11 protein-coding genes are annotated in these 11,553 nt (G+C 60.6%); 1 reads left to right on the top strand and 10 read right to left on the bottom strand.

Annotated elements, in window-relative coordinates:
- Window positions 1-51: 51 nt before the first annotated feature.
- The 9 genes from AAEZ06_RS09790 to AAEZ06_RS09750 all read right to left on the bottom strand — a co-directional run bounded on the left by AAEZ06_RS09790 (window position 52) and on the right by AAEZ06_RS09750 (window position 9,304).
- Window positions 52-759, bottom strand: coding sequence for a PqiC family protein (locus tag AAEZ06_RS09790; protein WP_149411170.1), 708 nt, complete (start codon window positions 757-759; stop codon window positions 52-54).
- Window positions 760-936: 177 nt separating this feature from the next.
- The gene (gene parC / locus AAEZ06_RS09785) at window positions 937-3,201 is read right to left on the bottom strand and encodes a DNA topoisomerase IV subunit A (protein WP_350614067.1); all 2,265 of its coding nucleotides are present in this window, start codon (window positions 3,199-3,201) and stop codon (window positions 937-939) included.
- A gap of 10 nt (window positions 3,202-3,211) precedes the next feature.
- On the bottom strand, window positions 3,212-3,733 hold the full coding sequence (locus tag AAEZ06_RS09780; RefSeq protein WP_149411172.1) for a retropepsin-like aspartic protease family protein: 522 nt from the start codon (window positions 3,731-3,733) through the stop codon (window positions 3,212-3,214).
- On the bottom strand, window positions 3,730-4,725 hold the full coding sequence (locus AAEZ06_RS09775) for an esterase-like activity of phytase family protein (RefSeq protein ID WP_350614065.1): 996 nt from the start codon (window positions 4,723-4,725) through the stop codon (window positions 3,730-3,732). The genes AAEZ06_RS09780 and AAEZ06_RS09775 overlap by 4 nt, the downstream gene beginning before the upstream one ends.
- Window positions 4,725-6,629, bottom strand: coding sequence for a DNA topoisomerase IV subunit B (gene parE / locus AAEZ06_RS09770; protein ID WP_149411174.1), 1,905 nt, complete (start codon window positions 6,627-6,629; stop codon window positions 4,725-4,727). The genes AAEZ06_RS09775 and parE overlap by 1 nt, the downstream gene beginning before the upstream one ends.
- 44 nt (window positions 6,630-6,673) lie before the next feature.
- Entirely contained in the window at window positions 6,674-7,282 is a 609-nt protein-coding gene (locus AAEZ06_RS09765) for a YqiA/YcfP family alpha/beta fold hydrolase (protein ID WP_350614062.1), read from the bottom strand.
- A 49-nt stretch (window positions 7,283-7,331) separates the two neighbouring features.
- The gene (gene cpdA, locus AAEZ06_RS09760; RefSeq protein WP_350614060.1) at window positions 7,332-8,147 is read right to left on the bottom strand and encodes a 3',5'-cyclic-AMP phosphodiesterase; all 816 of its coding nucleotides are present in this window, start codon (window positions 8,145-8,147) and stop codon (window positions 7,332-7,334) included.
- A 99-nt stretch (window positions 8,148-8,246) separates the two neighbouring features.
- Window positions 8,247-8,696, bottom strand: coding sequence for a DUF1249 domain-containing protein (locus tag AAEZ06_RS09755; protein ID WP_133101399.1), 450 nt, complete (start codon window positions 8,694-8,696; stop codon window positions 8,247-8,249).
- Complete coding sequence (locus AAEZ06_RS09750; protein WP_350614058.1) at window positions 8,687-9,304, bottom strand: NUDIX domain-containing protein; 618 nt, start codon at window positions 9,302-9,304, stop codon at window positions 8,687-8,689. Before AAEZ06_RS09750 ends, AAEZ06_RS09755 begins: the two co-directional genes overlap by 10 nt.
- A 213-nt stretch (window positions 9,305-9,517) precedes the next feature.
- Between AAEZ06_RS09750 and AAEZ06_RS09745 the strand changes: the two genes are divergently transcribed.
- The gene (locus AAEZ06_RS09745) at window positions 9,518-10,264 is read left to right on the top strand and encodes an RsiV family protein (RefSeq protein WP_149411178.1); all 747 of its coding nucleotides are present in this window, start codon (window positions 9,518-9,520) and stop codon (window positions 10,262-10,264) included.
- On the opposite strand, the gene cytX is transcribed toward AAEZ06_RS09745, so the two are convergent.
- A complete protein-coding gene (gene cytX, locus AAEZ06_RS09740) occupies window positions 10,233-11,522 on the bottom strand; it encodes a putative hydroxymethylpyrimidine transporter CytX (RefSeq protein ID WP_149411179.1) in 1,290 nt (429 codons plus the stop codon). The two genes, AAEZ06_RS09745 and cytX, sit on opposite strands and share 32 nt — an antisense overlap.
- Between the last annotated feature and the right edge of the window lie 31 nt (window positions 11,523-11,553).

The raw sequence follows: 11,553 nt of genomic DNA, 5'->3' as shown, positions 1-11,553 counted from the left end.
CACATACAACAAGGCCCGCTATCAGCGGGCCTTGTCTTGTCTGCGTTCAATTCAGAACCTGAACACTTCCATGTCGGTGCGAATCGGCGAGGCCATCGGGATTTTCGGCTTGTCCTGCACGGCCGGCTTGGCAGGTGCCGGGGCCGACTTGCGCGGTGCTTCGGCGACAGCTGGCTGATTGGCCAACGGCCTGAGTGCTACCGACAACTGCTCAGCCAGACGCTGCAACAACACACCCTGGGCCTGAACCTGGGAGGCGGTGCTGCCGACGTGTTCTTCCTGCAGATGCACGATACGGTTATCCCGCACCTGGCCGCGACGGTCGATCAAGCGCCACTGCGCATCGAGGATTGCCGGTTGCGAAACACCAGAATCCAGGCGCGTGATGGTCAGCAATACCTGCACATCCGGGGCAAAACCTGTGGGGGCAGGTGACAGCACCACCCGCTGACTGTCCAGATGACCGGCTACCTGGCGCAGCATCAACTGATTGATGTCCGATGACAGGCTACCCGCCCAGCGACCATCTGTGGAGCCTTGCAGGCTGCCATCGTTCTGACGTTGCAGCAGGGTCTCGCGTTGCAGGTAGTCAGCCACGACGACCGGGCCGAGCAATACCGCCATACCAGCACTTTGTGCAGGCTGGGCTGGGCTTCCACTGTCCAACTGATACAGCGACACAGGTTGGTGTGTGCTGCAACCCGCCAGGCCCAAAAGGCCAGCAAGCAACAAAATAAAAGGAAGGCGCGGAGCAGTCATCATCCCATCCAAGTGGCGGCCACAAGGCAAACCACAATGTAATACCTAAAAATAACCTGTACGCGCTCAGCCACGCCGGCGCTGGAAAGGCCATATCATCCGTGAATATGCGCCATGACTCCAGCGCGAAAGCGTCGATCTACGGGTTAAATCGTAGATCGAGTGCTCTATATCGCCTTAAGCGGGCGTTTCCACCAGCAATGCGTCCACTCGCTGGAAGCCGCGGGGCAATTTGTTTCCGCGACGGCCGCGCTCGCCCTTGTAGTGTTCCAGGTCGTCAGGGCGCAATGACAGCGTGCGCTTGCCGGCCTGCAGCACCAGGGTAGAGCCTTCCGGGATCACTGCAATATCGGTCACGTACTCTTCGCGACTGGCCACACGCTCACCGGGAATACCGATAATTTTGTTGCCCTTGCCTTTACCCAACTGTGGCAGATCGCTGATCTTGAAGATCAGCAACCGGCCTTCGGTGGTCACCGATGCCAGCCAATTACCTTCACGGTCACTGACCGGGCGCGGCAGGATCACCTTGGCGTTGTTCGGTAAGCTCAGCAAAGCCTTGCCAGCCTTGTTCTTGGCCTGCAGGTCTTCACCCTTGACCACGAATCCATAACCGGCGTCGGAGGCAATGACGTACAGCGAATCATCTTCCGGCACCAACACGCATTCGAAATTCGCCCCTGGCGGCGGCGTCAGACGCCCAGTCAACGGCTCGCCCTGCCCCCGCGCCGAAGGCAAGGTATGAGCCGGTACCGAATAACTGCGACCGGTGGAGTCGATAAACACCGCAAACTGATTGGAACGCCCGGCTGCAGAGGTCTTGAACCCGTCGCCAGCCTTATAGGACAAACCAGTGGCGTCAATATCATGCCCCTTGGCTGAACGAACCCAACCCTTTTCCGACAGAACGACGGTAATTTTCTCGTTGGGCAGCAACTCGGTTTCGGTCAGGGCCTTGGCTTCGGCACGCTGGACAATTGGCGAGCGGCGGTCATCGCCATAGGTTTCGGCGTCTTTTATCAGCTCTGTACGCACCAGCTTCTTCAACTTGGCTTCGCTGCCCAGCAAGGCCTGCAGCTTGGCTTGTTCCTTGAGCAGCGCGTCCTGTTCGTCCCGCAGCTTCATCTCTTCCAGTCGCGCCAACTGACGCAAGCGGGTGTCGAGGATGTAGTCAGCCTGCATCTCGCTCAACTCGAAACGCGCGATCAGCTCGGCCTTCGGATGCTCGGCGGTGCGGATGATATGAATGACTTCATCCAGGTTGAGGTAGGCAATCAGCAAACCGTCCAACAGATGCAGGCGACGCTCGACCTTGTCCAGCCGGTATTGCAGGCGGCGGCGCACGGTCTGCACGCGGAACTCCAGCCATTCCACCAGCAGCGCCCGCAGGTTCTTGAGCTGTGGCTTGCCGTCCAGACCGATGATATTGATGTTGACCCGGTAGCTGGATTCCAACTCGGTGCTGGCAAACAGGTGCTGCATCAGCACTTCGTGGTCAACCCGGTTGTTGGTCGGGATGATCACGATGCGGCATGGGTTTTCGTGGTCGGACTCGTCACGCAGGTCAGCGACTTGCGGCAGCTTCGACGGTTTGGACTGCATCAGCGCGGCGATCTGCTCCAGCACCTTGGCGCCGGACACCTGGTGCGGCAGTGCGGTGACAATAATGTCGCCGTCTTCGATGTGGTACACGGCGCGCATGCGCACCGACCCCTTACCGGTTTCGTACATTTTCAGCAGGTCGGCGCGCGGCGTGATGATTTCCGCTTCGGTCGGGTAGTCTGGGCCCTGGATATGTTCGCAAAGCTGCTCGACCGTGGCCTTGGGTTCATCCAGCAAGCGCACGCAGGCGGTGGCGACTTCCCGCAGGTTGTGCGGCGGCACGTCGGTGGCCATACCCACAGCGATGCCGGTGGTGCCATTGAGCAGGATATTCGGCAAACGCGCTGGCAACACCAGCGGCTCATCGAGGGTTCCGTCGAAGTTCGGGCCCCAGTTGGCAGTGCCCTGGCCCAGCTCGCTGAGCAGCACTTCGGAATAGCGCGACAGCCGCGCTTCGGTATAACGCATGGCAGCGAAGGACTTGGGGTCATCCGGCGCACCCCAGTTGCCCTGGCCGTCTACCAGGGTGTAGCGGTAGCTGAACGGCTGGGCCATCAGCACCATGGCTTCGTAGCACGCCGAGTCGCCGTGGGGGTGGAACTTGCCGAGCACGTCACCGACGGTACGCGCCGACTTCTTGTGCTTGGAGTCGGCGTCCAGGCCCAACTCACTCATGGCGTAGATAATGCGCCGCTGTACAGGCTTCAGGCCGTCGCCGATATGCGGCAAGGCACGGTCCATGATCACGTACATGGAGTAGTTGAGGTAGGCATTTTCGGTGAAGTCAGCCAGCGACCGGCGTTCTACGCCATCTAAGCTGTCTGCAAGGATGTCACTCATGCGGGCCTCATCATTGTTTGGTCTGGCGCAGCAGCAAGGTGCCGCCACGCTGGGTAAATTCAAGTTGTTTCAATGCGCTCATGCCCAACAACACTTGCTCGCCACCCAGCCCCGGCGCCACCAGTGCGCGGACGTCCCGCAGGACGATATCGCCCAACTGCAGGCGATCGAGGTGGGTGCGATAGCCCTGGCTGCGACCGTTGGCAGTGCTCAAGGTCACCGACAAGCCCCGCTTCAACCCCAAGCGCTCAGCCAGTTCGGCCGGCACCGCCACATCAGTGGCGCCGGTGTCGAGCATGAAATTCACCGGCTGGCCGTTGATCTGACCGCTGGCAACGAAATGCCCCTGGCCGTTGCCGACCAGTTTCACTTCTATATAACCCTCATGTTGCTCGGAGGTGACCACGGCATTGGGGTTTTCCTGACGCGCTTCCCACTGCCCAAAAAACCGTGTCGCCAAAAACAGCCCGGCACCCCAGGCCACAAACATCAACACACGTCCGGCACGCTTGCCGGGGGGCTGCTGGCTCATGGCTTGGCACTCCAGCCACCGACAGGGGCGGAAAAACGATAGACCATCGGCCTCTTTTCACCATCGGCGCGGGCGCCGAAATTATTGTCGATGCCAACCCATGCGCCGTCGGCGTCCACCAACAAAGCCTCCGCCAAGCCATAGGCCTGTGCATAACGCCGACTCGGCGTGAGGGCTTCGTCGGCAAACGACCAGCACAACTCGACCTGGGCGGTCACCGCATCCCGGCGGCAGATCTGGAACGCATTGCGCTCCAGGGTAAACAGCTTGCCATTGAACAGCGCCAGGTCGGCAAAGTCCTTAGACACCGCCTTGGCACCCGGGAACTGAGCCGGTTGCATTTCCTGGCCGGCCTCGCTCAACAACACACAAGGCCCATCACAATCCCAAAGGCTTTGCGGGCGCTTGATCGAGATCAAACCCCGGCGCTCACGCTCGGCCGCCAGCCAGATCTGATTGCCTTCGGGGTTAACCGCCAGGCCTTCGAACAACGCATTGAAGTGCAGCAACATACCGCTGGCGCGGGCTTCACGAACCATGCCAGGGGCGATTTTCAACCATTCGGAGGCGCCGCTCGCAGGTACTTGCAGCACCGCCGCATGGGCTTCGCTGACAATGTAGCGATTGCCGGCGGCATCGCAGCTAATGCCTTCAAAATCCAGGTCGCCACCGCGAATGAACGACACGGCCTTGGTACGTGAGCGCAGGCCCCAGGGCAATCCAGATTCGGGCACTGGCGGTACGTCGATCTTTACCGTTTCGGCCTGCCAGACATCGGCGCGGGTATCGAGCCGGTAGATTTGCTCATCGTCGCGATCGGATACCGTCCACAACTCCTGGCCGCACAAGGCCAGGCCCGACAGGTTACCGCCGCGCATGCCCTCCACCGGGTGTTCGGACAACAGTTTGAGCTCAGCCACAGGCGCCGCGACCACCATCGTTGCCGCCAACCCGCTCAACAACAGTATCGCCAGGGCGAAACCGCTGCGCATCAGCCCAGTACCTCGGCGAGGTTGCCCTTGGACTCCAGCCAGCTCTTGCGGTCCGGCGCGCGTTTCTTCGCCAGCAGCATGTCCATCATTTCCGACGTGGCAGCGAAGTCTTCCAGGGTCAACTGCACCAGGCGCCGGGTATTGGGGTCCATGGTGGTTTCCCGCAGTTGCGGCGGGTTCATTTCACCCAAGCCCTTGAATCGGGTGACCTGTGGTTTGCCGCGTTTTTTCTCGGCCACCAGGCGATCAAGGATGCCATCGCGCTCAGATTCGTCCAGCGCGTAGAAAATCTCCTTACCCTGGTCGATGCGGTACAGCGGCGGCATGGCGACATAGATGTGACCGGCATCCACCAGCGGGCGGAAATGCTGGACGAACAGCGCACACAGCAGCGTGGCGATGTGCAGGCCGTCGGAGTCGGCATCGGCGAGGATGCAGATCTTGCCATAGCGCAGTTGGGCAATGTCCGCCGAGCCAGGATCGACACCGATGGCCACGGCAATGTTGTGTACTTCCTGGCTGGCCAGCACTTCGCTGCCGTCGACTTCCCAGGTGTTGAGGATCTTGCCCCGCAGCGGCAGGATCGCCTGGAACTCCTTGTCCCGCGCCTGCTTGGCCGAACCGCCGGCGGAATCACCTTCCACCAGGAACAGCTCGGAACGCATAGGGTCTTGCCCGGCACAATCAGCCAGTTTGCCGGGCAGTGCCGGCCCCTGGGTGATGCGCTTGCGTTCGACCTTTTTGCTGGCCTTGAGACGACGGCCCGCGTTGTTGATCGCCAGTTCCGCCAGGGCCAGGCCCAGTTCCGGGTGCTCGTTGAGCCACAGGCTGAAGGCGTCCTTGACCACACCAGAGACAAACGCTGCGGCTTCACGGGACGACAGACGCTCCTTGGTTTGGCCGGAGAATTGCGGCTCCTGCATTTTCATCGACAGGACGAAAGCGATCCGCTCCCAGACGTCTTCTGGTGCCAGCTTCACGCCCCGCGGCAACAGGCTGCGGTATTCGCAGAACTCGCGCATGGCATCCAGCAGGCCTTGGCGCAAACCATTGACGTGGGTGCCGCCTTGAGCGGTAGGGATCAGGTTGACGTAGCTTTCCTGAACGCTGTCACCGCCTTCGGGCAACCACAGCAAGGCCCAATCCACGGCCTCTTTATTACCAGACAGGCTGCCGCAGAACGGCTCGTTGGGCAGGCGTTCGAACTCGCAGACCGAATCTTCCAGGTAGGAGCGCAGGCCGTCTTCGTAGTGCCACTCGATTTTCTCGCCGGTGCCTTTGTCTTCGAAGCTGACCAGCAGGCCCGGGCACAGAACAGCCTTGGCCTTGAGTACGTGCTTGAGGCGGCTGATAGAGAATTTGGGTGAATCGAAGTATTTCGGGTCCGGAACGAAGTACACGCTGGTCCCGGTGTTGCGCTTGCCGACGGTGCCGATCACTTCCAGGTCGGTGGCCTTGTAGCCATCGGCGAAGGTCATCTGGTATTCGTTGCCGTCGCGCTTGACCTTGACCCGTACGTGATGGGACAGGGCGTTGACCACGGAAATGCCCACACCGTGCAAGCCGCCGGAGAACTGGTAGTTTTTGTTGGAGAACTTGCCGCCAGCATGGAGCTTGGTGAGGATCAGCTCGACGCCCGACACTCCCTCTTCCGGGTGAATGTCCACCGGCATGCCGCGACCATCGTCGCTGACTTCCAGGGAGTGGTCGGCGTGGAGGATGACTTGTACCGACTTGGCGTGCCCGGCCAAGGCTTCGTCGACGCTGTTGTCGATGACTTCCTGGGCAAGGTGGTTCGGCCGACTGGTGTCGGTGTACATACCGGGACGTTTGCGCACCGGGTCGAGGCCCGAGAGGACTTCGATGGCGTCGGCGTTATAAGAGCTAGCGCTGGGAGTGGCCATGGGGTCTCGTAGTGAGTCGTTCGATTAAAAAGTAACCTGCGATTTCAAAGTGCTAAAAAATCGAAGGATTGATACTGATCTGCGCCAATGCCGGCAAAACTCAACAGCGCCGGCAACTGTTGGGCAAAACCCTGGTAACCATGGTCGCCACCGGCCTGGATGCGCAAGGCACAGGCCCGGTAATACTGCTGGGCGTGGCGATAATCCAGAGTTTCGTCGCCGGTCTGCAACCACACCTGATAACGCTGGGCATCCTGGGGCGCCGGGACTTCCAGCTCGGCCAGGGCCGCCACGTGATCGTGGGTCAGTTCCCAGCTCTCATCGGTGTAGAGGTTCTTCTGGGTGCCCAGGTAACCGTCGAACATCCGATGCGGGCTGACGGCCGGGTTGACCAGCAAGGCGTTGAGGCCATGGCGTTCGGCAAGATGGGTTGCATAGTAGCCGCCGAGTGAGCTGCCGACCAGCAGTGGCCGCCCCAGCTCGCTGATCGCCTGCTCCAGCTGGGCGATAGCCTGGCGGGGGTGGTGATGCAGGGCCGGTACCCGCAGCTGATCAGCCAGACCGAGGCTGCCCATTACGGTGATCAGTTGGCTGGCCTTGTTGGACGCAGGCGCGCTATTGAAGCCGTGGATATACAAGATCGAAGCGGGCATGCCAGGCTCTCCATGCTTCAGCCAAAGAGACGCAGTTTACAGGGAAACCTCAGTAGCCGTTGCTACCGTAATCCACCTGAAACTCAAAGCCTTCGACGCGTTCAACGCCGGTTTCAAGCCGTCCGTCGGCATGCAGGCGCAACCAGCGATAGCCTGGCGCCTCTTCGCTGACCTTGAAGTCCTCGCTGCCGGGAGCGAATTGGATACAGGTGGACGGCGACGCCAGCAAGCGCACGCCATTGCGTTCGCGGTCGATTTCCTGATGCACATGACCCCAAAGCAGCGCCTTCACCTGAGGGAAACGGTCCAGCACGGCAAACAGTGCCTCGGGATTACGCAGCCCGATGGGCTCCATCCACGCGCAGCCGATGGACACCGGGTGATGGTGCAAGCACACCAGGTGATGGCGGCTCGGCGCTTCACTCAAGGATCGCGCCAGCAATTGCAGCTGCCGATCCTGCAAGTAACCCGGCACGGAGCCCGGCACCGCCGAGTCCAGCAAGGTGACTCGCCAGTTGCCCACATCCACCACCGGCTCCAGCAACGCGCTGTTCACCGTTGCCTGCAGCATGATGTGCGGCTCGTCGTGATTGCCTGGAATCCAGCGCGCCGGCGCCGAAACCTGCCGGGTCATGTCGCGAAACTGTTGGTAAGACTCCAGTGTGCCGTCCTGGGACAGGTCACCGGTAGCCAGCAACAGATCAATCTGCGGTTGTTGAGCCCGCACCAGGTCGATCACCCGTTGCAGACTGTCGCGGCTGTTCATGCCCAGCAGCGTACTATCGGCCTCGGCAAACAGATGGCTGTCGGACAACTGCACCAGCAACGCCGAAGCGTCAGGATTCAAGGCGGATACGCTCGGCAAGGCGTTCTCCCAGGGCGTGATCACAGGAATGGACATTTGGCGCAATTATGCTGGGGCAGGACACAAAGAGGAAACCCGTGAATAGGGCGCAGTTCACATCTACCGAACGACTTCAAACTCATGGCCCAGGGCTAGGCAGTGGCTCAACCATTCACCGAGGAACACATTGAGCTGTGCTTTCTCATCGGGCTGGTGCATGAACACATTAGGGTAAGGATAGATGCTGCGAAAGCGCCGCGCATGCTCGGCACTGACCACTTCGGCCATTCGCGCATCGTGATACACCTGAACTTCCAGTTGCGGCACCGGCAACCACGGCAGGCTGTGTTCCTGGCGCACCCGCAGGGTGGTGGTGTACGGGCAGGTCAGCAGCACTTCCAGGGCCAGCACGCCGAGCATCTGGTCGCCGTGGGTCACGGCAATGCGCCGCGCCTCGGGGGCGTGACGCATGTCCGGGAGCAGCCGCATCAGCCGTGCATAGTTGGCCTCGCAAGCTGCTTGCAACCCGACCAGGTCAACTCGATAACGTTCTCGTGCCTTTACTGCCATAACCCCCTCACTTCTGCGCGATTAAGCGCAAGCCATTGCAGGGCGATAATGCTGGCTGCATTGGAAATTTTGCCGTCACGTACCGCTTGCAAAGCGTCTTCGAAGGCCCAGACAGTGACGCGGATGTCCTCTGCTTCTTCTTCAAGCCCGTGGACGCCACCGGCCCCAGCACTCTCGCAACGTCCCAGGAACAGGTGAACGTATTCGGTGCTGCCACCCGGCGACGGGAAATATTTAGTGATCGGCCACAGCGCGGAGAAGGTCAACCCAGCTTCCTCCTCGGCTTCGCGGTGCGCAACCTCCTCCGGTTGCTCGTCCTTGTCGATCAGGCCGGCAACCATCTCCACCAGCCACGGGTTGTTGGTCCGACCCATGGCGCCGACACGAAATTGCTCGATCAGTACCACTTCATCGCGCTGCGGATCGTAAGGCAGCACGCACACCGCATCATGACGGACGAAGACTTCACGGCTGATCACCCGGCTCATGCCACCCTCGAATAGCTCATGGCGCAGTTGCACGTGATCAAGCTTGTAGAAGCCCTGGTAGGCATTGTCGCGCTGAACGATCTCTATCTTGCTCGGCGTCGATTTCGCAATGTCCGTCATATCAACCCTCGTTTATAGCCGTGCGGTTTCGAGGCTAGCCTCGGCATCGCGCCATCCTAACGCGCTCGCGCCTATGGGTGCAGCCCCTTTCCGGTTGCCGGGATAGACGGCTGGCGTCAAACTCACTGTATTCAGCTTAGTGGCGAACTGACTGCAATGTTGGCAGTCGAAGCCCCATATCTTTCGCTCTTCTCCGATTTATGAAGGACGCACATGTCGCTTTTAAAAGTCGCCTCCGTGGCCTGTATTGCATTGACCCTCGGCGCTTGCCAGAGCCTGTTCCAGCCCAGCTATCGCGCGCCACTGGAAACCACTCGTGACGCCTCTGAGCAAACCCAACCCGGTTGCGCCACTGCCGACTGCCCGCTGGTGAACATCGACACGGTGCATTTCGCCAAAGAGCCCAAGTTGGATGGATTGATCGAGCAGCGTTTACTGGAGATGACCCGCACCACGCCGGGCGCAGCGCTGCCAACGACCCTTGCGGCCTATCGTGAGCAGTTCCTGCGCACATCCGGCCCACGCAACAGCATGTATTTGCAAGCCAAGGTACGGGAGCAGCATGACGGCTTGGTGATCATCGAGTTGTCCAGTTACCTGGACACCGGCGGCGCCCATGGCGACCCGGGCCGTGGGTTTATCAACTACTCGCGCCAGCAGCAGAAAGCCTTGACCCTGCCGGACATGCTGTTACCCGGCAAGGAAGAGGCGTTCTGGAAGGCCGCACAAGTGGCCCACAACAGCTGGCTGATCAGCACCCGCCTGGGCCTGGAACCGGACTACGTGAAAACCTGGCCATTCCAGAAAACCCCGAACGTGGCGCTGACCTATGGTGGCGTAATCCTCAAGTACCCCACCACCACCATCGCCCCATACGCCATGGGCCATGTCGAACTGCAAATCCCCTACTCGCGCCTGGATGACATCATCAAGCCCGAACTGGTGCCCGTGCGCCACTGAAGGCCCGGCCGAGGATAAATTGCAGCAGCCCTGCCAGCACCAGCGCTGGCAGGGTGGCGCCGATGTCTGGATAGAGATTGGCCAGCAAGTGATAGGTGCTGATACCGCCGAGCCAAGCCAGCAGCGCCGGCCAACGCAGGCTTGCAACCGCCGCTGAGCCTCGGCGACGCAAGATGAAGTGATCCACCAGCACCACGCCAAACAGCGGCGCGAATACCGAGCCGATCAACAGCAGGAAGTTCTGGTACTGGGCCAGCGGCGCGAAGCAGGCGATCAGCGTGCAGATGACGCCGATGGCCAACGCCAGGTGCTCGACTTTCAAGCGCAACAGAATCCCGCTGGACACCGCCGCCGAGTGAATATCAGCGAAGGCATTTTCCGATTCATCCAGAAGAATCAGCAACAGCGGAATCCCCAGGCCTGCCCCGGCCAAGGCCAGCAACAAGGCGTTTACTTCACCACTCGGTGCGAACGCCAGGGTGTAGGCCACGCCCAGGCTCATCAGCCAGAAGTTACCGATAAAAAAGCCCAGGGCCGTACCGCCAAAGACATTTTTCGCCCGCTTGCCGAAACGCGAGTAATCGGCGATCAGCGGCAGCCAGGACAACGGCATGGCGATGGCAATATCAAAGCCCACGGCAAACGGCAGCGAACCGTCGCCGACCTGGGCCCAAAGTGTGGCCAGGTCAGCTTTGGCGAACAGGTTCCAGGTCAGCCACAGGCAGGCGGCCAACAGTAGCCAGATGCCCCACTTGCGCAGGATCTGCCGCACGAAGGTCAGCGGACCGCAGACGGCCAGCAAGGTGGCGAGCCCGCCAAAGAATAGAGTCCAGAGCAACGGGCTAGCCAACAGGCTGCCTTCGCTGAACGCCCGAGTGCCTAACAGACTCGCAGCATCGCGCATCACGATAATTTCAAACGAGCCCCAGCCGATCAGCTGTAGCAGGTTCAACAGCGCCGGAAGGCTTGCGCCTTTTGTGCCCAGGCTGAGTTTGAGAGCGGCCATGGAGGACAGGCCGGTGTCGCTGCCGATCACGCCGACGGCGGCCAGCAACAGCACGCCAACCAGAGTGCCGAGGAAAATGGCCAGCAGCGAACCGGACAATCCCAGGCCCGGCGCCAACAGCGCGCCAGTTTGCAGAACCATCAGGCCGATGCCGAGGGAGAACCATAGGGAAAAGAGATCGCGGGCACCGAAGACGCGCTTGTCAGCCGGCACTGCGATGTCTGGGGAATAGGTGCTGGGTTGAATGCTCAAGGGTGTTATCTCAGAGGGATGATAGCTACAA

This window comes from Pseudomonas sp. HY7a-MNA-CIBAN-0227 (genome assembly GCF_040310325.1).
Classification (GTDB): domain Bacteria; phylum Pseudomonadota; class Gammaproteobacteria; order Pseudomonadales; family Pseudomonadaceae; genus Aquipseudomonas.
The sequence above is the reverse complement of the archived record's forward strand: the minus strand, read 5'-3'. Positions and strand labels throughout refer to the sequence as shown.